The organism is Nocardioides fonticola (assembly GCF_039536805.1).
Lineage (GTDB): Bacteria > Actinomycetota > Actinomycetes > Propionibacteriales > Nocardioidaceae > Nocardioides > Nocardioides fonticola.
Map to the genome: position 1 here is coordinate 135,790 of NZ_BAAAZH010000013.1, position 23,267 is coordinate 159,056.

Annotated in this window: 21 protein-coding genes; 14 read left to right on the forward strand and 7 right to left on the reverse strand. The window is 73.6% G+C overall.

Annotation, left to right across the window (positions count from 1 at the left end):
• Nucleotides 1-317: 317 nt before the first annotated feature.
• Nucleotides 318-1,961, reverse strand: a complete 1,644-nt coding sequence (locus ABD671_RS10235) for a DNA repair helicase XPB (RefSeq protein ID WP_344733250.1) — start codon at nucleotides 1,959-1,961, stop codon at nucleotides 318-320.
• Nucleotides 1,962-1,967: 6 nt separating this feature from the next.
• Nucleotides 1,968-4,241 (reverse strand): helicase-associated domain-containing protein, encoded by a 2,274-nt coding sequence (locus ABD671_RS10240; RefSeq protein ID WP_344733251.1) that lies wholly within the window; start codon nucleotides 4,239-4,241, stop codon nucleotides 1,968-1,970.
• 42 nt (nucleotides 4,242-4,283) lie between these two features.
• Here ABD671_RS10240 and ABD671_RS10245 point away from each other — a divergent pair, with 42 nt between their 5' ends.
• From ABD671_RS10245 to ABD671_RS10255, 3 genes are all read left to right on the forward strand, one after another.
• Nucleotides 4,284-5,351 carry an FHA domain-containing protein gene (locus ABD671_RS10245; protein WP_344733252.1) on the forward strand — a complete coding sequence of 356 codons (1,068 nt, stop codon included), beginning with the start codon at nucleotides 4,284-4,286 and terminating at the stop codon, nucleotides 5,349-5,351.
• Nucleotides 5,348-6,310: an RDD family protein gene (locus tag ABD671_RS10250; protein WP_344733253.1), complete on the forward strand. Its 963-nt coding sequence runs from the start codon at nucleotides 5,348-5,350 to the stop codon at nucleotides 6,308-6,310. Before ABD671_RS10245 ends, ABD671_RS10250 begins: the two co-directional genes overlap by 4 nt.
• Nucleotides 6,311-6,410: 100 nt before the next feature.
• Nucleotides 6,411-6,830, forward strand: coding sequence for an SRPBCC family protein (locus ABD671_RS10255; RefSeq protein ID WP_344733254.1), 420 nt, complete (start codon nucleotides 6,411-6,413; stop codon nucleotides 6,828-6,830).
• Between the two features lie 15 nt (nucleotides 6,831-6,845).
• Here ABD671_RS10255 and ABD671_RS10260 read toward each other — a convergent pair whose 3' ends face one another.
• A complete protein-coding gene (locus tag ABD671_RS10260) occupies nucleotides 6,846-7,553 on the reverse strand; it encodes an aspartate/glutamate racemase family protein (protein ID WP_344733255.1) in 708 nt (235 codons plus the stop codon).
• Between the two features lie 103 nt (nucleotides 7,554-7,656).
• Between ABD671_RS10260 and ABD671_RS10265 the strand changes: the two genes are divergently transcribed.
• On the forward strand, nucleotides 7,657-8,544 hold the full coding sequence (locus tag ABD671_RS10265; protein ID WP_344733256.1) for a LysR family transcriptional regulator: 888 nt from the start codon (nucleotides 7,657-7,659) through the stop codon (nucleotides 8,542-8,544).
• On the opposite strand, the gene ABD671_RS10270 is transcribed toward ABD671_RS10265, so the two are convergent.
• Nucleotides 8,534-10,660, reverse strand: a complete 2,127-nt coding sequence (locus tag ABD671_RS10270; protein ID WP_344733257.1) for a S8 family serine peptidase — start codon at nucleotides 10,658-10,660, stop codon at nucleotides 8,534-8,536. The genes ABD671_RS10265 and ABD671_RS10270 overlap by 11 nt on opposite strands.
• Before the next feature lie 186 nt (nucleotides 10,661-10,846).
• Here ABD671_RS10270 and ABD671_RS10275 point away from each other — a divergent pair, with 186 nt between their 5' ends.
• The 3 genes from ABD671_RS10275 (at nucleotide 10,847) to ABD671_RS10285 (ending at nucleotide 12,700) form a co-directional block, all read left to right on the forward strand.
• Nucleotides 10,847-11,479: an HAD family hydrolase gene (locus ABD671_RS10275; RefSeq protein WP_344733259.1), complete on the forward strand. Its 633-nt coding sequence runs from the start codon at nucleotides 10,847-10,849 to the stop codon at nucleotides 11,477-11,479.
• Between the two features lie 11 nt (nucleotides 11,480-11,490).
• The gene (locus tag ABD671_RS10280; RefSeq protein ID WP_344733260.1) at nucleotides 11,491-12,210 is read left to right on the forward strand and encodes a M50 family metallopeptidase; all 720 of its coding nucleotides are present in this window, start codon (nucleotides 11,491-11,493) and stop codon (nucleotides 12,208-12,210) included.
• 94 nt (nucleotides 12,211-12,304) lie between these two features.
• Nucleotides 12,305-12,700 carry a cold-shock protein gene (locus ABD671_RS10285; RefSeq protein WP_344733261.1) on the forward strand — a complete coding sequence of 132 codons (396 nt, stop codon included), beginning with the start codon at nucleotides 12,305-12,307 and terminating at the stop codon, nucleotides 12,698-12,700.
• A gap of 117 nt (nucleotides 12,701-12,817) precedes the next feature.
• Here the strand turns inward: ABD671_RS10285 and ABD671_RS10290 are convergent, their stop codons facing one another.
• Nucleotides 12,818-14,239, reverse strand: coding sequence for an MFS transporter (locus ABD671_RS10290; protein ID WP_344733262.1), 1,422 nt, complete (start codon nucleotides 14,237-14,239; stop codon nucleotides 12,818-12,820).
• Nucleotides 14,240-14,370: 131 nt separating this feature from the next.
• On the opposite strand from ABD671_RS10290, the gene ABD671_RS10295 reads away from it, so the two are divergent.
• On the forward strand, nucleotides 14,371-15,153 hold the full coding sequence (locus ABD671_RS10295; RefSeq protein WP_344733263.1) for a DUF3027 domain-containing protein: 783 nt from the start codon (nucleotides 14,371-14,373) through the stop codon (nucleotides 15,151-15,153).
• 51 nt (nucleotides 15,154-15,204) lie between these two features.
• Here the strand turns inward: ABD671_RS10295 and ABD671_RS10300 are convergent, their stop codons facing one another.
• Complete coding sequence (locus ABD671_RS10300; RefSeq protein ID WP_344733264.1) at nucleotides 15,205-15,492, reverse strand: DUF2530 domain-containing protein; 288 nt, start codon at nucleotides 15,490-15,492, stop codon at nucleotides 15,205-15,207.
• Between the two features lie 69 nt (nucleotides 15,493-15,561).
• Here ABD671_RS10300 and ABD671_RS10305 point away from each other — a divergent pair, with 69 nt between their 5' ends.
• From ABD671_RS10305 to tuf, 6 genes are all read left to right on the forward strand, one after another.
• Complete coding sequence (locus tag ABD671_RS10305) at nucleotides 15,562-16,011, forward strand: MarR family winged helix-turn-helix transcriptional regulator (RefSeq protein WP_344733265.1); 450 nt, start codon at nucleotides 15,562-15,564, stop codon at nucleotides 16,009-16,011.
• Nucleotides 16,012-16,018: 7 nt separating this feature from the next.
• The gene (locus ABD671_RS10310) at nucleotides 16,019-17,308 is read left to right on the forward strand and encodes an MFS transporter (RefSeq protein ID WP_344733266.1); all 1,290 of its coding nucleotides are present in this window, start codon (nucleotides 16,019-16,021) and stop codon (nucleotides 17,306-17,308) included.
• Between the two features lie 204 nt (nucleotides 17,309-17,512).
• Nucleotides 17,513-17,887 (forward strand): 30S ribosomal protein S12, encoded by a 375-nt coding sequence (gene rpsL, locus ABD671_RS10315; protein ID WP_028636428.1) that lies wholly within the window; start codon nucleotides 17,513-17,515, stop codon nucleotides 17,885-17,887.
• A gap of 1 nt (nucleotide 17,888) precedes the next feature.
• The gene (gene rpsG, locus ABD671_RS10320; RefSeq protein WP_344733267.1) at nucleotides 17,889-18,359 is read left to right on the forward strand and encodes a 30S ribosomal protein S7; all 471 of its coding nucleotides are present in this window, start codon (nucleotides 17,889-17,891) and stop codon (nucleotides 18,357-18,359) included.
• A gap of 128 nt (nucleotides 18,360-18,487) precedes the next feature.
• The gene (gene fusA / locus ABD671_RS10325; RefSeq protein WP_425574909.1) at nucleotides 18,488-20,560 is read left to right on the forward strand and encodes an elongation factor G; all 2,073 of its coding nucleotides are present in this window, start codon (nucleotides 18,488-18,490) and stop codon (nucleotides 20,558-20,560) included.
• Nucleotides 20,561-20,630: 70 nt separating this feature from the next.
• Nucleotides 20,631-21,824 (forward strand): elongation factor Tu, encoded by a 1,194-nt coding sequence (gene tuf, locus ABD671_RS10330; RefSeq protein WP_344733269.1) that lies wholly within the window; start codon nucleotides 20,631-20,633, stop codon nucleotides 21,822-21,824.
• Between the two features lie 80 nt (nucleotides 21,825-21,904).
• On the opposite strand, the gene ABD671_RS10335 is transcribed toward tuf, so the two are convergent.
• On the reverse strand, nucleotides 21,905-23,248 hold the full coding sequence (locus tag ABD671_RS10335) for a transaminase (RefSeq protein WP_344733271.1): 1,344 nt from the start codon (nucleotides 23,246-23,248) through the stop codon (nucleotides 21,905-21,907).
• Between the last annotated feature and the right edge of the window lie 19 nt (nucleotides 23,249-23,267).

The following is a 23,267-nucleotide window of genomic DNA, read 5'->3' on the forward strand; positions in this document are numbered from 1 at the left end:
TCGAGGTGCGAGCGCCAGCGAGCCGCGAGACCCCCGCACCCGAGAGGCAGCCGGGACCCACCTAGCCAGCGCCTTCCAACCCGACGCGAACGGCGACCCGACAGGCGACCGCGCCCACCCACCTGCGTAGCCGGCGCCTTTCAACCCGAAGCCAACGCTGCAGCCGGGGTCGGTCGGCGCGGGCAGGCGACGTCCCCAACGAAGCAGCCCACCTCACCGGGTCTCGTGGCTCGGCGCCGGGGCGCCTCGCACCTCGACCACCGGAGGGCGCCCCGCACCTCGACCACCGAAAAGCACCCGAGCACCGGTACGCCGACTCACCCCACCTCGAGGTCGTCCGCATCGACGATGCGGTACGCGTACCCCTGCTCGGCGAGGAAACGCTGGCGGTGGGCGGCGAAGTCGGCGTCGACGGTGTCGCGGGCGACGATCGTGTAGAAGCGGGCGACCTTGCCGTCGCGGCCGGGGCGCAGCAGGCGTCCGAGGCGCTGGGCCTCCTCCTGGCGCGAACCGTAGGAGCCCGACACCTGGATCGCGACCTCGGCCGAGGGGAGGTCGATGGAGAAGTTGGCGACCTTGGAGACCACCAGCATCCGGATCTCGCCGGTGCGGAAGGCGTCGAAGAGCCGCTGCCGTTCCTTGACGGGGGTGTCGCCGGTGATGACGGGGGCGTCGAGGGCGCGGGCGAGCTCGTCGAGCTGCTCGAGGTACTGCCCGATCACGAGCGTGGGCTGGTCGGGGTGCTTCGCCACCAGCGAGCGGACGACGTCGACCTTGTGGTGCGTGCAGGCCGCGAGGCGGTAGCGCTCCTCGGGCTCGGCGGTCGCGTAGGCGAGCCGGTCGGACGACGGCAGGGTCACCCGCACCTCGACGCAGTCGGCGGGCGCGATCCAGCCCTGGGCCTCGATGTCCTTCCACGGGGCGTCGTAGCGCTTGGGTCCGATGAGGGAGAACACGTCGCCCTCGCGGCCGTCCTCGCGCACGAGGGTGGCGGTGAGGCCGAGGCGACGGCGAGCCTGGAGGTCGGCGGTCATCCGGAAGATCGGCGCCGGCAGCAGGTGCACCTCGTCGTAGACGATGAGGCCCCAGTCGCGGGCGTCGAGCAGTTCGAGGTGCGGGTAGACGCCCTTCCGGCGCATCGTCAGCACCTGGTAGGTCGCGATGGTCACCGGCCGGATCTCCTTCACGGCGCCGGAGTACTCGCCGATCTCGTCCTCGGTCAGCGAGGTGCGCCGCAGCAGCTCGTCCTTCCACTGCCGTGCCGACACGGTGTTGGTCACCAGGATCAGCGTCGTGGCCTGGGCGTGCGCCATCGCCGCCGCGCCGACCAGCGTCTTGCCCGCCCCGCAGGGCAGGACGACGACGCCAGAGCCGCCGTGCCAGAACGACTCGGCGGCCTCCTGCTGGTAGGGCCGCAACGACCAGCCGTCGGGGTCGAGGGCGATGGGGTGCGCCTCGCCGTCGACGTAGCCGGCGAAGTCCTCGGCCGGCCAGCCGAGCTTGAGCAGCGCCTGCTTGAGGTTGCCGCGTTCGGAGGGGTGCACGATCACGGTGTCGTCGTCGACGCGGGCCCCGAACATGCCGGCCACCTTCTTGGCGCGCAGCACCTCCTCGAGCACCGGGCGGTCGGAGGAGGAGAGCACGAGCCCATGCGTGGGGTGCTTCTCCAGCCGCAGCCGGCCGTAGCGCGCCATCGTCTCGGCGATGTCGATGAGCAGCGCGTGCGGGACGGCGTAGCGCGAGTAGCTGAGCAGGGTGTCGATGACCTGCTCGGCGTCGTGGCCGGCGGCGCGGGCGTTCCAGAGCCCCAGCGGTGTGAGCCGGTAGGTGTGCACGTGCTCGGGGCTGCGCTCGAGCTCGGCGAACGGCGCGATCGCCTTGCGGCAGGCTGCCGCCTGGTCGTGGTCGATCTCCAGCAGCAGGGTCTTGTCCGACTGGACGATCAGGGGGCCGTCGTTCACAACGTCCTAGCCTACGGAGGCCCCGAGGGCGCGGACGCCGACGATGCGGTGCACGGCGAACGCGCGGACGTCGTCGCTGCGGTGGTCGCGGGCCAGCAGCCGCCCGCCCTCGACGGATCGGGGGTCGACGACCCGCTCGGTGCGCACCCCGTCGTCGCCGACGTAGGTGATGACGACGCTCTCGCCGGTCTCGACGGCCTCGCGCAGCACCGCGAGCGCCCCGGACGGCGTCAGCGGCGACCCCGTGGGCGCTGCGGGCCGGCTGGCCTCGGCCCGGTCGCCGGCGCGGATCGCGGTGACCACCGCGCTGACCCGTGCGGCGTCGCGGGCCTGACGGGCGCCCTCGGCGCGCGCCGCCTTCGGTGTGCGGGCGCGCAGCGCGTCGGGACGTGCCACGTGCACCGTGCCGTCGGGCGCCTCGACGACCGGCGCCGCGCCCATCTCGCGCAGGCGGGGGAGCAGCACGTCGATGGGGGTGTCGGAGACCAGCACGGTCGGGGCGATGCAACGCAGCCCGAGGGCGGCGGCCTGCGGATGGTGCAGCAGTTCGGCGAGCGCCGTCTCGTCGTCCGAGCGCAGGAACGCCTCGGCATGGCCGACCCGCACACTGCCGTGTGTGCGGGCGGTGTCGTCGACGAGGTAGGTGAGCGGTTGCGGCACCGGCGTGCGCGAGACCGCGGCCAGGAAGGCGTGCACCTCGGCGGCGCTCCAGCCGATGTCGAAGGCGCGCCGCACCGAGGACGCCGTGAACCGGTAGACCGTCGCGCCGCCGCGTGACTCGACCTCGGCCACGCTCTGCAGCCGACGTGCCAACGCCGACTCCAGCGGCCCCGGCGCCACGGCGGTGAGGTCGGCCTGGAGCAGCACATGGTCGACCGGTGGGGGCAGCAACGCGGCGAGCGCCGCCGTCGCGGCGTCGGTGTCGCCGTCGAGCAGGGGTCGGGCGTAGGAGGTCAGGCCGTCGAGGCCGGTGACGCCGAGGGCGGCTGCCTCGCGCACTGCCCAGGCCACCTGATCGGCCCGGGTGCGGGGACGGCGCGGACGCCGCCACGCGACATGGGCGGTGAGCGACGGCAGGCCCGTGCCGGCCGCGAGCGTCTGGCCGGCGGGCAGATCGGCGAGCGCCGCCAACGTCATGCGGCGCGCCTCCACCTGGTGGACGCCGGTGAGCTCGGGCTGCAGCGCGTTCCACGCCTTGCCGGCGGTGTCGCGGGCGCCGACCAGACCGGGCAGCCGGTCGCTCTCCAGCCATGCGGTCACCAGTACGGCCCAGCGCTCGGCGGTCGGCAGCCCCGACCAGGTGTCGAAGCGATCGGAGGGCAACCAGCACAGGTCGCCGTCGGGGTTCATGCCCGCCGCGAGCAGACGTGCCGCGAAGGCGGTCTCGACCCACAGCGCCGCGGTCGCCTCGTCGTCCTGCAGGAGCGCGGCGATCGCCTTGAGGTCGCGCACCCCCAGGCCGCCGCTGCGCAGCACCGTCGGCGGGCGCAGGCTCCACTCGTCGAGCACGAGCTCGACGCGGCGCACGGCCTCGAAGGCCGCACCGGCCCCCGCCCGGTCGACGAGCGCCGCCGACCGGGACGACGTCGCGATCTCGGGCATCGCGTCGACCGGCTCGAGCGTGGTGCGCCCGCCGCGCAACGCCAGCCCCACCTCGCCGGGCAGCACGACGGTGCTGCCTCCGCGCGGCACGAGCAGGCGCCGCGCCAGCAGCTCCTCGGCGGGTGTGCGGGCGTCGTCGACCGAGACCGTGTGGCGCGAGCCGGACGTCGTCGCCTCCCCGCCCTGGTCGGCCACGTGCTGGAGCAGCGTGCGCGCCTCGGGCGAGACCGCCTCCAGCGCGGCCTTGATCTCCGCGGCCGGCGGCGGCTCGGGCGAGCGGGGCCGCAGACCGCTCGTGCCCGGACCGGCGGCCAGCGACTCGGCGACGCCGGTCAGCGCCCGCAGCCCCTGCGCCGACTCCCACGCCAGGGCGAGGTCGAGGAGCCGGTCGAGGGCGGCGCCGGCAGCGACCGGGTCGGCGTGCACCGTCCCCAGGAGTTCCTCGCGGCTGGTTTGGCCGGCGACGACCAGGGCATCAAGCACGGAGAGTTCGAGCCGGGTGAGCTGGTCGAGGGCGCGCAGCACCGACGACCTCGTCGCCGCCCGGGAGGCCAGTTGGCCGGAATCGTGAGGGGTGGGAGTGGCCAGGTCGGGACGTGCGAGCAGCAGACGGGACACCCGGTCGTCCGACCAGCTGCGCAGCTGGTCGGCGAGCGAACGGAATCCGGTCTCGGCCATCCCTGCAACGCTACCGGTGGCAGCGAACCCGGGCGGTGGCCGATGACCCGCATCACGCCCCGCCTGCTGCCCGGCCCGCACGTGGCGCTGCTCTCGGCTGATCGCCGCACGGTCGTCGTCCCCGGCTCCGAGGACGCCGTCGGGCCGCTGTGGGCGCTGTTGGCCGGCGCTGACGCCGTCCCCGATCTGTTCGAGCACCTCCTCGACGTCGTCCTCGCGGCCGGTGTGCGCGGGCGTCCCGGGTTCGCGCTCGTGCGCGACGAGCCGGACGCCGTCCGCGTGGCCGTGCGCGGTGCCTGGGCGGCCCACCTCCCCGACCACGACGTGCCGCTGCGCGCTGCCGACGACGTCGGCTGGCGTGAGGCGCGCCTGCCTGCGGGCGCGCGGGTGCTGCTCACCACCGTCGACGGGGTCGGCGGCCCGGGCCCCGGCTGGAGCGACGCGCCGTCGGGCCCCCTCGTCGTACGCCTGGGCGGCGTAGAGGTGCCGGGGGTCGAGCCCGCGGTCGTGCCGGTGGTGGAGGCACCCATGCCGGTGGTGGAGGCACCCGTGCCCGCCGTCGCGGCGCCCGCGCCGGTCATCGAGGCGCCCACGCCTGTCGTCCAGGCGCCCGCGCCCGTCGAGCCGATCCGGCCACGGCCCGTCCTGCAGCCCGATCCGCTCACCGTGCCGCTCGCGGCGCTGCTCGGCGGGCTCGACGACGAGGTGTCCGACCCCGAGCCTCTCGAGCCCGCGGTGCCCGCCGTCCCTGCCGCGACCCCGGTCCTGCGCCTCTCGGCAGGGGAGGTCGGCGAGATCGCCCTCGACCGGCCGGTGGTGATCGGCCGGGCGCCCCGGGCGCTGGGCCCCGACCCCGACGAGGAGGTGCGCCTGGTCGCGGTGCCCAGCCCGCACCACGAGATCTCCTCGACCCACCTGGAGATCCGGCCCGGTGTGCCCGACCCGCTCGTGCCCACCGTGACCGACCTCGGCTCCACCAACGGCACGCTGGTCATCCGGCCCGGACGACCGCCCGAGACCCTGCGCCCCGGCATCCCGGCGGCGGTCACCCCCGGGGTCGTCGTCGACCTCGGCGACGGGCTGACCATCGAGCTCGGGGTCGGTGCGTGACCCGAGCCGCCCCCGCACCGCGCGGGACCCGTGCCCGTCGTCCCGGCGGGCCGGCTGACGCCGATGCGACGCCGGCGCTGCTCGATCGGCGCCTCGGCGCCTGGCTCCTCGATCACGCCCTGCTCGGCGTCGTCGGAGTCGTCGCCTTCGCGGCGGCCGCGCAGGGAGTCGCGGTCGCGACCGCTGCGGCGATCGCCGTCGTCGCGGTGCTCCTGGTGTGGGTGCTGCTGGCGGTCGACCTCGGTCGTACCGGCGCCACGCCCGGACGACGCGTGGTCGGCGTCCGGGTCCTCGACGCCGACACCGGTCGGCCGCTGGGAGTCCCGCGGGGGCTGCTGCGCTCGACGCTCCTGCTGCCCGCGGTCGTGCCCACCGCCGGCGCGGGCGCCACCCTGCTGGCCTGGAGCGCCGCCGGCGACACGCGCCGGCGGGCCTGGCACGACCGGCTGGTCGGCTCCCTCGCCGTCGACGTGCGGGCCGCCCGCCCGGCCGCTGCGGCGCAGCCGACGGTGATCACCGCACCGGTCCCGGCCCCACCCGAGCCGCCCGTCGACGAGCCGTCCGTCGACGAGCCGCCCACGGTCGACCTCGGCCGGCTGGGGCTCGCGGCCCGGGTCGAGCGCCACACCCGCCCCTGGCGGCTGCTGGTCGACACCGGCGAGGACATCGTCTTAGGGTCCCGCACGCTGCTGGGGCGGGCACCCGCGCCCCGCGCCGACGAACCGGGCGGCCGCCTGGTCGCCCTGCCCAGCGACGACCTGTCGCTGGCCACCACCCACGCAGTGCTGGAGGTCGCCCACGACGGCGTCCTCACCGTCGCCGATCGCGGGTCGGCCGAGGGCACCTACGTCGTGCGCGGCCACGCGGCGCGCCGGGTCGCCGCGGAGCCGCTCGCCCTCGAGGACGGCGACGTGCTGCGCTGCGGCGACCGCGCCATGCGGGTGCGACGCACCGGGTGAGGATCCGTGCTGCGAGGTCGGGCCCGGCAGACCTCGCGGCCCGCCGCCGTCCGGGTGGAGTGCTCTGGCGCCGAACGAGAACTTGTTCTAGCGTCCGCCCATGACGTTCGAGCACGAGGGCAGCATCGCCACCACGGCCAGCCCCGCGGCGATCTGGCGACTGTGGAGCGACACCGGCACGTGGGCCCAGTGGGACCCGCCGGTCGAGCGGGTCGTCCTCGACGGCCCCTTCCGCATCGGCACCACCGGCACCCTGACCCTCGCCGGCGGCATCGAGGCCCCCTTCGAGCTCACCGTCGTGCGGGCCGAGGAGCGCTACGTCGACCGGCTCACCCTCGGCGAGCTCGTGATCGACATCGACCACCGGGTCGAGGCCCACGGCGACGGCGCGCTGGTCACCGTGCACACCACCATCGAGGGTCCCGGTGCCGACCAGATCGGCCCGATGGTCACCGCCGACGCGCCCGTCGCGCTGGCGGCGCTCGTCGCGATGGCCGAGGCGCCCGCGCCGGTCGCCTGACCGCCGCCCGGTCGATCAGACCGCCGCGAGGACGCCGTCGAGGGCCCAGGCCGCGGCCGCCTCGGCGTGCACCCGCATGGAGTCCAGCAGCGGCACGGGGGAGTCCGCGGCGCCGACGAGCAGCTGGATCTCGGTGCAGCCGAGCACGACCGCCTGCGCGCCGTCCGCGGCCAGGTCGTGCAGCAGTCCGCGGTAGATCGCGGCGCTCGGAGCGGAGACGACGCCGCGCGTGAGCTCCTCGAAGATGATCCGGTCGACCTCGGCGCGTGCGGCGGCGTCCGGGACGACGACCTCGAGCCCGGCCGCCCGCAGCCGACCGACGTAGAAGTCCTCCTCCATCGTCCACCGGGTGCCCAGCAGACCCACCGTGCGGTGCCCCTCGGCCAGCGCCCGCGCGGCGATCGCGTCGGTGATGCGCAGCAGCGGCAGGTCGACGGCGTCCTCGACGGCGTCGGCCACACGGTGCATGAGGTTGGTGCAGATGAGCAGTGCGTCGGCTCCCGAGGCCTCGCAGCGGCGGGCCGCCTCGGCGAGCAGGCGCCCGGCGCCGTCCCAGTCCTCGGCCACCTGGAGGGCCCGGATGCGGGAGAAGTCCACCGACTGGAGCGTGATGGGTGCCGAGGCGTGGCCGCCGAGCGCGGCCGCGGCCTGCTCGTTGAGCACGCGGTAGTAGTCGATGGTGCTGTGCCAGCTCATGCCGCCGAGGAGTCCGAGGGTGCGCATGGGTCCAGGATGGCGAGCGACCGACCCCAAGAGAATCCGTCATCTTCTAGAGTCGGCCATAAGCTGAGCTGATAGTGCGGGAACGAACCCCGAGGAGGCCGCCGTGCTCGATCCGCGTCGCGTGGTGCTCTTCCGGTCGGTCGTGCGCGCCGGCTCGATCTCGGCGGCCGCCCGCGACCTGGGGTGGACCCAACCGGCCGTCAGTCAGCACCTCCAGGCGCTCGAACGCTCGGCCGGCTGTCGGCTCCTCGAGCGCGGGCCCGGTGGCGTCGTGCCCACCGAGGCCGGGCGCCTGCTGCTGGCCCGCGCCGACACCATCGCCGGCGAGCTGCACCTGGCCGAGGAGGAGCTCGCGGCGGTCGCGCAGCTGCGGCGCGGCCGGGTGCGGTTGGCGGCCTACCCCTCCGCCGCCGCCACCGTCGTCCCGCGGGCGATCTCGCTGCTCCAGACCCGCCACCCCGAGCTCGACGTCGAGCTCACCGAGGCCGAGCCGCCCGAGGCCACCGAGGAGCTGCGGGCCGGTGCGGTCGACCTCGCGCTGGTCTTCGACTACGCCGACGACGCCGTCGACCCCCTCCCGGGCGTCGTCCGGGTGCCGCTGGGGGAGGAGCCGGTCGACCTGGTGCTCCCCGCCGAGCGCGCGGCCGGGCTCGGACGCCGTCCGCGGCTCGCCGCACTCGCCGACGACCCCTGGATCGTCGGGTGCGTGCGCTGCCGCGCCCACGCGGTGCGCCGCTGCGCGGAGGCCGGTTTCGAGCCGCGCGTGCGCCACGTCAGCGACGACTACGTGGTGGTGCAGCAGCTCGTCGCGCTCGGGCTCGGGGTCAGCCTGCTGCCGCGCACGGCCCTGGAGGCCTACCGGCACCCCGAGGTCGTCGTGGTGTCGGGCGCCGCCTACGGCACCCGACGCCGTGCCCTGCTGCATCGCACGGCGGCCGACGGCGTCCCCGCGGTGCGGGCGCTGGCCGAGGCCCTGGCCGTCAGCGGTTGACGACCACCGGGATGCGGGTGCGGGTGCCGGTGGCCCCGCGCCAGAGCACCCAGCCGTCGTCGGCGACAGCCGGCCCCAGCAGCAGCACCCGGAATCGGGCCGACTCGCCGGGCGCCAGGCGCACCGCCGCCGGCGTGACGATCGCGCGGTGGGAGGTGAACCCGCCCGCGGAGGAGGAGAAGTAGAGACGGCGTCCGGTGGTGTTGGTGATCGTGCGGGTGTCGGTGAGCACCGGCGCGGCGGCGGTCAGCACGATCGCGGGCAGGTCGAGGGCGGTGCGCTCGCCGTCCAGCCAGCGCCGGTAGGCCGTGGCCGGCACCTGCAGCGCCAGGCCGGGACGGCGTGCCGCGGCGGCGTCGACGACGCCCGCACCCGCCCGTCGGACCGCGGCCCCGGGCACCTCGCGCGCCGTCGTCGCCAGTGCCGAGCGCACCTCGGCCGGCCCCATGCCGTGGGAGAGCAGGGTGGCCGCGACCCCGGCGACGGTGGCCGTGGCGGCGGAGGTGCCGGTGAGGAACTCCCACCGGCGTCCAGTGGTGGCCGCGATGACGCCGGCGCCCGGCGCGAGGACGTCGGGCTTGACCACGCTGATCGAGGGATCGCCCGCGCTGGAGAAGGGGAGCACCCGGGCCGGGGCCGAGCGCACGGGCAGGGCGTCGAGCCGCACCTCGGCGGCCGGGTGCCGCAGCGCCCAGCGGCGCAGCGCCAGGCCGGTGGCGCGGTCGACGTGCAGGGTCGGCACCCGGTGCAGGTCGGTCTCGAGCGGCTGGCGGCGGGTGTTGGCGAGCACCATGCCGGCGCCGTCGGCCAGGGCGACGGCGGCCGACTTGTCGACCCGTCCGACCAGGCCGCGCTCGCACAGCACGATCGCGTCGCGCACCCGGCGCGCGTCGAGGCTGCCCGGCACGCACTGGCCGGCGGCCCGTGCCGAGTAGCCCGGCGCCGGCACGCGGGAGCCGACGACCACGCGGGCGGGGCCGGCGTCGCGGGTGGCGGTCATGACGCCGGTCAGCCGGCGTCCGTCGGGGAGCCGCAGCACGCCCGGACGGCGGATGCCGGCGCTGGCACCGACCGTGGTCACCCACGGCACCGGATGCGCCGCGTAGGCGCGGTCGCCCTCGTTGCCCGCGGCGGCGACCACGACGGCGCCGCCCTCGACCGCGCCGAGCAGGGCGAGGTCGACGGCGTCGATCGTGTCGGAGGGTCCGCCGACGGCGAGGGTGAGCACGTCGACGCCGTCGGCGGTCGCCCGGTCGATCGCGGCCACGAGGTCGGCGGTCGAGCAGCCGTCGTCGGCGGGGTCGGGGGCGGTCCAGCAGGCCTTGTAGGCGGCGATGCGCGCCTGCGGCGCCTCGCCGGAGAAGCGACCCAGATCGGTCGGGCCGGTCCGCACGGTGACGCCGGGGTTGCCCGCGGCGATCGAGGCCAGGGCGGTGCCGTGGCCGTCGTCGTCGGCGGGGGAGAGCGCCGAGCCCGACCGCACGGCGTCCTCGCCGAACCCGGCCACGAACCAGTCGCCGCCGACCACCTTGTCCGAGCAGGCGTCGGCGCCCCAGCCCTCGGCGACGCTGCACGCGCCGCGGTAGCCGGCGGGACGGCGGCCCAGGCCGGGGCTGGAGGCGAACAGGGGGCTGTCGGCGTCGAGGCCGGAGTCGATCACGCCGATGACGACGCCGCGCCCGCCCCGCGGATCGAGACGGGTCGAGCGGCCCAGCGCCGCCCGGTCGGCGACGCCCGCGAGCGGTCGCACGGCGTTGCGCTCGACGTCGGCGACGCGGGGATCGGCGGCCAGGTCGCGCGCCTGGGCCGCGGTGAGCTCGACCGCGACGCCGTTGAGCGCGGTGGTCCAGCGGTAGACCGGCGCCGCGGCGTCGACGGAGTCCAGGACGGCGTCCTGCTGGGCCAGCAGGTCGACCGGCACGAACGCCGCCGGCAGCAGGCTCGGGCGGCCGGCCGTGCCGGGCCCCTCCAGCACCACGAGGTAGAGGTCCCGCGAGCCCGACGCCGCCGCGCCGGCCGCCCCGACCGGGGCGATCGTCAGGAGCGAACCGACCGTCGCGAGCACGCCGAGCAGCGCCACGACGAGGGCGCTGCGACGACGGTGCGGGCGGGACACGGATGCTCCTGGGCTGGTTCGGGCTGGTTCGGGCTGGTTCGGGCTGGTTCTGACGGGCTCCCGCTGGTTCGGGCGGGGCCACGGTGACGCGTGGGACCCACCATTGTGACCCGTGGCCGGTGAGCCTGTCCCGCTGACGGCGTCCTGGCCCCGGAGCGCTGGCCCCGGCGCCGTACGCTGCGGGGCATGGACCGGTCGACGCTCGTGGTGGGATTCGACCTCGACCTGACCCTCATCGACACCGTCCCCGGCTTCCGCGCCGTGCTGGTCGCGCTGGGCGAGGAGCTCGGGGTGTCCTTCCCGGTCGAGGAGATGACCGCCAAGCTCGGGCCGCCCCTCGACCTCATGCTGGAGCCCTACCTCCCGGCCGCCGAGATCCCCGCCGCCGGCGACGTCTTCCGCGCCCTCTACCCGCGCTACGCCATCGACTCGGTACCCGCCCTGCCCGGCGCCCACGAGGCGATCGCCGCCGTCCGGGCGCGGCAGGGCCGGGTGCTGGTGGTCACCGGCAAGTACCCCGCCAACGCCCAGCTCCACCTCGACCACCTCGGCATCGAGCCCAACCACCTCGAGGGCTGGGTGTGGGGCGTCGGGAAGGCCGACGTGCTGCGGCGCGAGGGCGCCTCGATCTACGTCGGCGACCACGTGCACGACGTCGAGGGCGCGCTGGCGGCCGGCGTCACGAGCGTCTCGGTGCTCACCGGCGGCTGCACCCGCGAGGAGCTCCTCGACGCCGGCACCCACGTCGTCCTCGACCATCTCGGCGAGTTCCCGCACTGGCTCGACGACCACCTCGCCGGCGACCTCGCCGCTCGGTGATCCCCGACCCCGTGGGCGTCACGACGCTGCTGGAGGAGGTCTGGCGCACCCGCCCGCTCCCCGGGGCCCCCGTCGTGCTCGGTACCGGGGTGTTCGCGGCGGCCGCGGTGCTGTGGGCCCGCAGCTGGACGCTGGTCCGGCTGGGCATCACCACCGTCCACGAGGCGGGCCACGCGGCGGTGGCGCTGCTCGTCGGCCGTCGGCTGCACGGGGTGCGGGTGCATCAGGACACCTCGGGGCTGACCCTCTCCTCCGGGCGGGCGCGCGGCCCGGGGCTCGTCGCGGTCTACGCCGCCGGACACCTCGCGCCCGGGGTGCTCGGCCTGCTCGCCGTGGCCGCCCTCGCGGCCGGACGCCCGGTCGCGCTGCTGGCCGGCGGCGTGGTGGTGGCCGCGCTGCTGCTGGTGTGGGTGCGCAACCTCTACGGCCTGCTCGTCGTGACCGTGATCGGTGCGGCCCTCGCACTGCTGGCCTGGCGGGCGCCCGACGACGTGCGCACCGCCGCCGCGTACCTCGTCGCGTGGCTGCTGCTCCTCGGCGCCCCGCGGCCGGTGGTCGAGCTGCTCGCGGCCGGACGTCGTCGTCCCCGCGGCTCGGACGTCGACCGGCTCGCCGACCTCACCGGCGTCCCCGCGGTGCTGTGGGCCCTCGTCCTCCTGGCCGCGACCCACGCCGGCGCCGTCCTCGGCGCGACGACGCTCGCGCCCGACCTGCTAGCCGCAGCGGTCTGAACCGCTGCGCATCACGGGCCGCTATCGGTTCGCGGCGCCTTCCGGCGTCCCACTATCCTGGCCCGACCCCGCACCGCCATCCGAGGAGAGACCCGTGCCGACCGGCCGAGTGAAGTGGTTCGACGCCGAGAAGGGCTTCGGCTTCCTGTCCCAGGACGACGGTCCCGACGTCTACGTGCGCGCCGACGCCCTGCCCGAGGGCATGACGACGATCAAGAACGGCACCCGCGTCGAGTTCGGCATCGCCCAGGGCCGTCGCGGCGACCAGGCGCTCCAGGTGCGGGTGCTGGACAAGCAGCCCTCGCTCGCCCGCCAGCAGTCGCAGGCCAAGCGCAAGACGCCCGACGAGATGACCCCGATCGTCGAGGACCTCATCCGCCTCCTCGACGGCATCGGCGAGGCCTACCGTCACGGCCGGCACCCCGACCGCACCACCGCCAAGCCGGTGGCCAAGCTCCTGCGCGCGCTGGCCGACGAACTCGAACTCTGAGGCCCCTCGGTCACTGAGGTGCGAGCGCAGCGAGCCCGGTCGGTCACTGAGGTGCGAGCGCAGCGAGCCTCGAAGTGCCCGCACCCGGACGCCGACGGCGCGTGACGACTGCCAGGCTCAGACGGCCGTCCGGGCTCGCGGCCTCCGGGTCGCCCGCGCCCCGCTGAGCACGTAGACCGCCCACGCGGCCAGCACGCCGGTGGCGACCCCGAAGCCGATCGTGGCCGGGTCGAGGGGCAGCACGATGCCCACGAACCCGCCCGCCACCCACGCGAGCTGCAGCGCGGTGTCGCTGCGCGCGAAGGCGCTGGCCTGCACCCGGGTGGGCACGTCGCGCTGGATGGTCGCGTCGAGGCAGAACTTCGCCAGCGCCTGGGCGGTGCCGGCGGCCAGGCCGAGCAGCGCCAGCGCCAGGACGCCGTAGAGGAACGTCGCCACCGCGCACAGCGCGAGGTCGACGAGGAGCGCGGCCACGACCGTCACCCGCGGGTCGATGCGCCGCAGCAGGGACGCCGCCGCGACGCCGAGCGCGTTGCCGGCGCCCGCCGCCCCGATCACCAGGCCGACGAGCACCTCGGAGGACAACGAGGTCTCCGGCGGGTTCTCGCGCAGCAGGAACGCCAGGAACATCAGCAGGAAGCCCGAGAGCCAGCGCGGCCCGCAGTTGGCGCGCAGCGCGAACGCGACCCCGCTCGGCACGGGCGCCCGGCGACGCGACGGGCCCTGCGCCGTCCCGATCGGGCCGGGGCCGAGCGCCAGCGGCTCCTCGCCCTGGTTGGAGTCGACCCGGTCGGGGAGGCGGATCGCGCACACGGTGGCGATCGCGAAGAGCACGAACGCGTAGCGCAGCGACCACTCCGGGCCGATGAGCGAGGCGAGGCCGGCGATCGGCGCCGAGACCGTGGTGCCGACGATGCCCGACAGCGACACCCGGCCGTTGGCCTTCACCAGCGTGAAGTCGGTCGGCAGCAGGCGCGGCACCGCCGCGGCCCGGGTGACGCCGTAGGCCTTGGAGGAGATGAGGACGCCGAGGGCCGCGGCGAACAGCCACGGCGACTCGCCGTCGACCTGGCTGGCCAGCGCCCAGGCGAGGAACGCGCGGATCGCCATCGTGCTGCCGATCGCCCAGCGGCGTCCGTGGCTGAACCGGTCGAGGAAGGGGCCGATGAGCGGCGCGACGATGGCGAAGGGCAGCATCGTCAGGCCGAGGAAGAGAGCCACCTGACCGCGGGCCTCGCCCGAGGGCACCTGGAAGAACAGGCTGCCGGCCAGGGAGATCGCCACGGCAGCATCGCCGGCGGTGTTGAAGAAGTGCAGGTAGATGAGGCGGTTGAGGCCCGACTGCTCGGCGCCCTGCGCGCCGGCCGCCCGGCGGGCCTGCACCCCGACGTACCGGGAGAACCGCGTGGTCGCCCGCGCCGCCCCGGTGACCCCGCGCGCAGTGGCCCGCGCACCTGCCCCGAGGCGGGCCGCCGACGACGGCCGCGCCGGAGCGCCCGCGCCGTCCCGGAGGTCCTCGGGGGAGTGCTGCTGGGTCATGGCCTCATCCTGCCTGCTCGCCGGTCGGAGGTGGTCGCGGGACACGGCGGCGGCGTGCCTCCCCCGGCCCTCCACCCTCCATCCGGGGCCCGACCTGACACGGATGGGACCGACGAGGCATGATTCCCGACGTGACGGCTGACTCGCTCGCGACCACGGCGCCCGACCCGATCGCCGCCGCTGCGGTGGACGACGCGCGCCGGGCGCTGCTGCTCGACATCGACCCCGCCGACGTCGGCGCGCACCTGGGTGCGGTCGGCGAGGCCCCGGAGGTCGTGACCCACTACTTCTCCTGCGAGCGCCGCGGCTACCTCGGGTGGCGCTGGGCCGTCACCGTGGCCCGCCCCGACGGCCAGCAGCACGTCACCGTCGACGAGGTCGTCCTGCTGCCCGGTGACGACGCGATCGTCGCCCCTCCGTGGGTGCCCTACCGCGAGCGCCTGCGCGCCGGCGACCTCAGCCCCGGCGACCTGCTCCCGGTCGACGACGACGATGCGCGCCTGGTCCCCACCTACTCCTTCGGTGACGACCCGCTCGACGCCGACGAGAAGGCCCAGATCCGCCAGGTCGCCCGCGACCTCGGCCTCGGGCGCATCCGCACCCTCAGCCCGCTCGGCCGCGACCGCGCCGCCGAGCGCTGGTACGACGGCGACGGCGGCCCGCGCTCGCCGATCGCCCAGGCCGCGCCCGACCACTGCTGGTCGTGCGGCTTCCTCGTGCGCCTCGCCGGCCCGCTCGCGGAGCGGTTCGGGGTGTGCGCCAACGGCGACGCCAACGACGACGGCCGGGTGGTCTCCCTCGACCACGGCTGCGGTGCGCACTCCGAGGTGCGGCTCGCCAAGCGCTACGCGCCCACGCCGCCCCCGCCGCCGGTGCACGACACCCTCACCGACGACGAGATCGAGTTCCTCTGATCGGTCCTCCACCGGCTCGTCGCGGCCGGTGACCGGCTCGGGTCGAGCCGCTCACGCCTCCTCGGCGCGGTCCTCCCGCGCCCGGCGGCGCCGCTTGCAGTACTCCAGGCCGAGCAGGCCGAGCCCGGTGCCGGTCAGGCAGGTCCACAGCCACCAGCCGCGGCCGTCGTCCTGGAGGCGCCCGTAGAAGGGCAGCAGGGCGAGGAACGCGACGAAGAACGCGATCGTGCCGACCTGCACGCTGCGCACGCCGTCGACGTCGAGCGGCTCGACCGCGGCCACGACGTAGGTACGGCGGCCGATCTCCCGGGGGCCGGGTTCGTCCTCGCGCAGATCCATGGGTGCAGGGTAACCGGCCTCACGTCGTCCGACATTTCGTGAGCAAAGGTAATGACCTAAGCTAAAGACATGCCGAGTGTCGAGAAGGTCGCGCGCACCGACGCGGGCCTCGCCGCCGAACTGCGCATCGCCGTCATGCGCCTGCGTCGCCGGTTGGCGAGCGAACGCCAGCCGGGCAACGACCTCTCGATGAACGCCATGGCGGTGCTCGGCCTGCTCCACCGCAAGGGCGAGCAGACCGTCGGCCAGCTCGCCGCCTTCGAGCGCGTGCAGCCGCCGTCGATGACCCGCACGGTCACCTGCCTGCAGGACGGCGGTTACGTCGAACGCCGTCCGCACCCCACCGACGGCCGCCAGGTCGTCGTCGTGCTCACCGACCTCGGTCGCGACACCGTGATCGCCGACCGGCGCCGGCGCGACGAGTGGCTGACCCGCCGCCTCGCCGCCCTGTCCACCGAGGAGCGCGATCTGCTCCGCCGGGCCGCCCCGCTCCTCGACCGTCTCGCCCAGGAGGACTGACCCCGGTTTGAGTCCCACGTTCCGATCGCTCCACAACCGCAACTACCGCCGCTACGCCGCCGGCAGCCTCGTCTCCAACGTCGGCACCTGGCTCCAACGGGTCGCCCAGGACTGGCTGGTGCTCCTTCTCACCGGCAGCGGCGCCGCGATCGGCATCACCACCGGACTCCAGTTCCTCCCGTTCCTGCTGCTCTCGCCGATCGCCGGCCTGGTCGCCGACCGCATCCCCAAGCGCCGGCTGCTGCAGATGACCAACGTCGGCATGGCGGTGCCGGCCGCCGTCCTCGGCCTCCTGGCCGTCACCGGCACGGTGCAGCTGTGGCACGTCTACGTGCTGGCGCTCCTGCTCGGCACGGCGTCCGCCTTCGACGCCCCGGCCCGCCAGTCCTTCGTCTCGGAGATGGTCGACGCCGACGACCTCACCAACGCGGTCGGCCTGAACTCCGCCAGCTTCAACAGCGCCCGCATCATCGGCCCCGCGCTCGCGGGCCTGCTCATCGCCGCCTTCGGCAACGACGTGCCCGGCACCGGCTGGGTCATCCTGCTCAACGCGGTCAGCTACGCGGCCCCCATCCTCACCCTCGCGCGCCTCGACGGCGACGCGCTGCACCCGACGCCGCGGCTGGCCCGCGAGCGCGGTCAGGTGCGGGCGGGCGTGGCCTACCTGCGCAGCCGGCCCGACCTCCTCCTCGTGCTCGGCGTCGTGTTCTTCACCGGCACCTTCGGGCTCAACTTCCAGCTGACCAGCGCGCTCATGGCCACCCAGGTCTTCGGCAAGGGCCCGACCGAGTACGGGCTGCTCGGCACGTTCATGGCCGTCGGCTCGCTCACCGGCTCGCTCATCGCGGCGCGCCGGGTCGTCGTCCGGCACCGCCTGGTCGTCGGGGCCGCGGTGCTCTTCGGCGCCGCCGAGATCCTCGCCGGGGCGATGCCGACCTACGGGCTCTACGCGCTGCTGTGCCCGCTGCTCGGCATCAGCGCGCTGACGATGATCACCAGCGCCAACGCCTTCATGCAGCTGCACTCGGCACCCGAGATGCGCGGTCGCGTCATGGCGCTCTACATGATGGTCTTCACCGGCGGCACCCCGCTCGGGTCGCCCTTCATCGGGTGGATCGGGGAGACCTTCGGGGCGCGGTCCACGCTGTTCGTCGGCGGTGGGCTCACCATCCTCGGTACGCTGGCCTCGGCCGCCCTCGTCACCCGTCGTCGACGCGTTTTGACCGCTCCAACCGCGCCGGGTAGCCTCAATCCTCGTGTCTGGGACGACCAGGCGCTCGCGCGTGCTCGGAAGTGATCGGCGGGATGTGACCGCAGGCCTTCGGCACGCAAAGCGTTCCCACCGCCCGCGGTGAGAACCTGCGAGAGGGCGACACGCCCGACTGCGGGGGTCCAGGGACGCCGATGCGGCGCCGGTCGGGAGCACCTCCCACGACACCGAGACGAATCGTGCTGGGCAGAGTGCCCGGTACTGAGAGCGAACAAGAAGGGGAACCACCCGGTGCCCACCATCAACCAGCTGGTCCGCAAGGGCCGCCAGGACAAGGTGTCGAAGAACAAGACGCCTGCCCTGAAGGGATCGCCGCAGCGCCGAGGCGTCTGCACCCGCGTCTACACCACCACCCCGAAGAAGCCGAACTCCGCCCTCCGCAAGGTCGCCCGTGTGCGCCTGAGCAGCGGCGTCGAGGTCACCGCTTACATCCCGGGCGTGGGCCACAACCTCCAGGAGCACTCGATCGTGCTCGTCCGCGGCGGTCGTGTGAAGGACCTCCCCGGTGTGCGCTACAAGATCATCCGCGGCACGCTCGACACCCAGGGCGTGAAGAACCGCAAGCAGGCTCGCAGCCGCTACGGCGCGAAGAAGGAGAAGAGCTGACATGCCGCGCAAGGGCCCCGCTCCGAAGCGGCCGATCGACGTCGACCCGGTCTACGGCTCCCAGCTCGTCTCGCAGCTGGTCTCCAAGATCCTGAAGGACGGCAAGAAGCAGGTCGCGCAGCGCATCGTCTACACCGCGCTCGAGGGTTGCCGCGAGAAGACCGGCACCGACCCCGTCGTCACGCTCAAGCGCGCGATGGACAACGTCAAGCCGGCCATCGAGGTCAAGTCCCGCCGCGTCGGCGGCGCGACCTACCAGGTCCCCGTCGAGGTCAAGGGCACGCGCGGCACCACGCTCGCGCTGCGCTGGCTCGTCGGCTACGCGCAGGACCGTCGTGAGAAGACGATGGCCGAGCGCCTGATGAACGAGATCCTCGACGCCTCGAACGGTCTCGGCGCCGCGGTGAAGAAGCGTGAGGACACCCACAAGATGGCTGAGTCCAACCGCGCCTTCGCCCACTACCGCTGGTGATCTCCCGGTGGGGGCGGCCACCCGTCGCCCCCACCGCACCGCACATTCCGACTACCGCAAGGGAACGCTGAACAACAGTGGCCGTCGACATCACCACGGACCTCAAGACCGTCCGCAACATCGGCATCATGGCGCACATCGACGCCGGCAAGACCACCACCACCGAGCGCATCCTCTTCTACACCGGTATCTCCTACAAGATCGGTGAGGTCCACGACGGCGCAGCCACCATGGACTGGATGGAGCAGGAGCAGGAGCGTGGCATCACGATCACCTCCGCCGCGACCACCTGCTGGTGGAAGTCGCACCAGATCAACATCATCGACACCCCCGGTCACGTCGACTTCACCGTCGAGGTCGAGCGCTCGCTGCGCGTCCTCGACGGCGCCGTCGCGGTCTTCGACGGTGTCGCCGGTGTCGAGCCGCAGTCGCAGACGGTGTGGCGTCAGGCCAACAAGTACGCCGTCCCGCGCATGTGCTTCGTCAACAAGCTCGACCGCACGGGCGCCGACTTCTACCGCGTCGTCGACTCGATCGTGCAGAAGCTCAACTCGACCCCGCTGATCCTCCAGCTCCCGATCGGTGCCGAGGCCGACTTCATCGGCGTCGTCGACCTGGTCGAGATGAACGCCAAGGTCTGGCGCGGCGAGACCAAGCAGGGCGAGGACTACGTCGTCGAGGAGATCCCCGCGGACCTGGCCGACAAGGCCGCCGAGTACCGCGAGAAGCTCGTCGAGACCCTCGCCGAGGCCGACGACGACATCATGGAGGTCTACCTCGAGAACGGCGACGAGTTCGACGTCCCGACCCTCAAGGCCGCCATCCGTCGCGCGACGCTCGCCGACAAGCTGAACCCGATCCTCACCGGCACCGCGTTCAAGAACAAGGGCGTGCAGCCCCTGCTCGACGCGATCATCGACTACCTGCCGAGCCCGGTCGACGTCGACGCCATCGTCGGCCACAAGCCGAACGCGGAGGAGACCCCGGAGAACGAGATCACCCGCAAGCCGTCGGCCGACGAGCCGCTCTCGGCGCTGGCGTTCAAGATCGCCGCCGACCCGCACCTGGGTCGTCTCACCTTCGTGCGCGTCTACTCGGGCAAGCTCGAGGCCGGCGCCACCGTGCTCAACTCGACCAACGGTCGCAAGGAGCGCATCGGCAAGGTCTACCAGATGCACGCGAACAAGCGTGAGGAGATCGCGTCGGTCGGTGCCGGTCAGATCGTGGCCGTCATGGGTCTGAAGGACACCAAGACCGGTCACACGCTCTCCGACGCCGCCAACCCGGTGGTGCTGGAGTCGATGACCTTCCCGGCCCCGGTGATCGAGGTCGCCATCGAGCCCAAGACCAAGTCCGACCAGGAGAAACTCGGCGTCGCCATCCAGCGTCTCGCCGAGGAGGACCCCACCTTCGTCGTCAAGACCGACGAGGAGACCGGCCAGACCATCATCGCCGGCATGGGCGAGCTCCACCTGGAGATCCTGGTCGACCGCATGAAGCGGGAGTTCAAGGTCGAGGCCACCGTCGGCAAGCCGCAGGTCGCCTACCGCGAGACCATCCGCCAGTCGGTCAAGAACCACGGCTACACGCACAAGAAGCAGACCGGTGGTTCGGGTCAGTTCGCGAAGGTGCTCGTCTCCATCGAGCCCAACACCGACCCCGAGACCGGCCTCGGTGCGGGCTACGAGTTCGTCAACAACGTCACCGGCGGTCGCGTGCCGAAGGAGTACATCCCCTCGGTCGACCAGGGTGGACAGGACGCCATGGAGTTCGGCGTGCTCGCCGGCTACCCCATGGTCGACGTGCGCTACATCCTCGAGGACGGCGCCTACCACGACGTCGACTCCTCCGAGCTCGCGTTCAAGATCGCCGGCAACCAGGCCTTCAAGGAGGCCGCCCGCATGGCCAAGCCGGTCCTGCTGGAGCCGATGTTCGCCGTCGAGGTGACGACCCCCGAGTCGTTCCTCGGTACCGTCATCGGCGACATCAACTCCCGTCGTGGCCAGATCCGCGCGCAGGAGGAGCGTCACGGCGACATCGTCGTGTCGGCCCTCGTGCCGCTGTCCGAGATGTTCGGGTACGTCGGCGACCTGAGGTCCAAGACCTCCGGCCAGGCGTCGTACTCGATGGAGTTCGACTCGTACGCCGAGGTTCCTTCGAACATCGCCGACGAGATCATCAAGAAGGCCCGCGGCGAGTAATCTCTCGCAGGTCCTCGGCACCACCCTTTCTGTACGAGTCAAGTAACAAACAACCCAGGAGGAGCCCCCAGTGGCTAAGGCGAAGTTCGAGCGGACCAAGCCGCACGTCAACATCGGCACCATCGGTCACATCGACCACGGCAAGACGACGCTGACCGCGGCGATCACCAAGGTGCTGCACGACGCGTACCCGGACATCAACCCGTTCACGCCGTTCGACGAGATCGACAAGGCTCCCGAGGAGCGCCAGCGCGGTATCACCATCTCGATCGCGCACGTCGAGTACCAGACCGAGGGCCGTCACTACGCCCACGTCGACTGCCCCGGTCACGCCGACTACATCAAGAACATGATCACCGGCGCGGCCCAGATGGACGGCGCGATCCTGGTCGTGGCGGCCACCGACGGTCCGATGCCCCAGACCCGTGAGCACGTGCTGCTCGCCCGCCAGGTCGGCGTGCCCGCCCTGGTCGTCGCCCTCAACAAGTGCGACATGGTCGACGACGACGAGCTCATCGAGCTCGTCGAGATGGAGGTGCGCGAGCTCCTCTCCGAGTACGAGTTCCCGGGCGACGACATCCCGGTCGTGCGCGTGGCGGCCTTCCCGGCCCTCAACGGCGACGAGAAGTGGGGCAAGTCGGTCCTCGAGCTCATGGCTGCGGTCGACGAGTACATCCCGACCCCCGAGCGTGAGACCGACAAGCCGTTCCTCATGCCCGTCGAGGACGTCTTCACGATCACCGGTCGTGGCACCGTCATCACCGGTCGTATCGAGCGCGGCATCGTCAAGGTCGGCGAGGAGGTCGAGATCGTCGGCATCCGCGAGGGCTCGCAGAAGTCCACCGTCACCGGCGTCGAGATGTTCCGCAAGCTCCTCGACGAGGGCCAGGCCGGTGAGAACGTCGGTCTGCTCCTGCGCGGTACCAAGCGCGAGGACGTCGAGCGCGGCATGGTCGTGATCAAGCCGGGCACCACCACCCCGCACACCAACTTCGAGGCCTCGGTCTACATCCTCTCGAAGGAGGAGGGCGGCCGTCACACGCCGTTCTTCAACAACTACCGCCCGCAGTTCTACTTCCGTACCACGGACGTGACCGGCGTCGTGACCCTCCCCGAGGGCACCGAGATGGTCATGCCGGGTGACAACACCGAGATGTCGGTCGAGCTCATCCAGCCCATCGCCATGGACGAGGGCCTGCGGTTCGCGATCCGTGAGGGTGGCCGCACCGTCGGCGCCGGCCGGGTCACGAAGATCACGAAGTGAGCTTGACTCTCCGGTGATCTGACCAGTTCAGACAGCAGGGCCCCCAGCCGTGAGGCTGGGGGCCCTGCTGCGTCTCCGGCTCAGGCCGTGAGCGCCTCGACGGCACCGGCGAACACCTCGGTGTGCCGGTCGACGTCGGCCTCGGTGTGGGCGGGGGAGAAGAGCGCCATGTTGTGGAACGGCGTCAGCAGCACTCCGCGGTTGAGCGCCCAGAGGTGGAAGAACGCCTCGATCTCCTCATCGACGGCGGACGCGGCGGCGGCGCCGTCCCGGGGCGGCGGGCAGAACCAGTACTCGGCGCGGCAGCCCAGTCGCTGCACGTGCCAGGGCAGTCCGGCCGCCTCGATGACCCCGGCGACGCCGGCGGTGAACCGTTCGGCCAGCGGGACGGCGCCGGCGAAGTCCTCCTCGCGCAGGCAGCTCGACAGGGTGGCCCGGATCGCGGCCGTGGCGAGCGGGTTGCCCGTGAGCGTGCCGCCCACACCGGCGACGTCGATCTCGTGGCCGAGCATCGGCCCGGCCAGCCGTGCGGCGATCTCGGCCGTCATGCCGTAGGCCGCGGCCGGGATGCCGCCGGCGATCGCCTTGCCGACCACGATCAGGTCGGGCTCGAGGTCCCATGCCCGGGTGGCCCCGCCGGGGCCGGCGCACATGGTGTGGGTCTCGTCGTTGATCAGCAGGACGCCGTGGCGACGGGTGATCTCGCGGACGCCCGCGAGGTAGCCCTCCTCGGGCAGCACGATGCCGATGTTGGTGAGCGCCGGCTCCATGAGCAGACACGCGACGTCGCCCTGCGCGAGCCGGCGGTCGAGGGCGTCGAGATCGTTGAACGGCACGACGGCGGTGGTGACGGCGACGTCGACCTGCGGCCCCAGCGCGCCCGGGCGCGGGACGACGCGGTCGCCGTCGAGCACCGCGAGACTCTCGTCGACCGTGCCGTGGTAGCACCAGTCCATGACGGCCACGCGCGGCCGGCCGGTGAGGTGGCGGGCGAAGCGCAGCACGAACCGGTTGGCGTCGGTGGCCGACATCGCCAGCTGCCAGGCGGGCAGGCCGAAGCGCCGGGCGAGCTCCTCGCCGACCCACACGGCGTCCTCGCCCGGCAGCATCGTGGTGACACCGCGGCCGGCCCGGGCGGTGATCGCCTCGGTGATCTGCGGCAGCGCGTGGCCGGTCATGGCGCCGGTGTCGCCCAGGCACAGGTCGACGTAGGAGACGCCGTCGACGTCGACCAGCCGGGCGCCCTCGGCGTGGTCGACGAACACCGGGAACGCGCCGGGCCACCGGGTCATCCACGGCATCGGGACGCCGGCGAGCAGGGAGCCGTGGGCGCGGGCGGCGAGCTCGGCCGAGCGGGGGTGGAGCTCGCGGAAGGTGGTCTCCTCGGCGGCGTGGAGCTGCGCGAGACGGGTGCGGTCGATCATGAGCCGATCATGTCGGAGA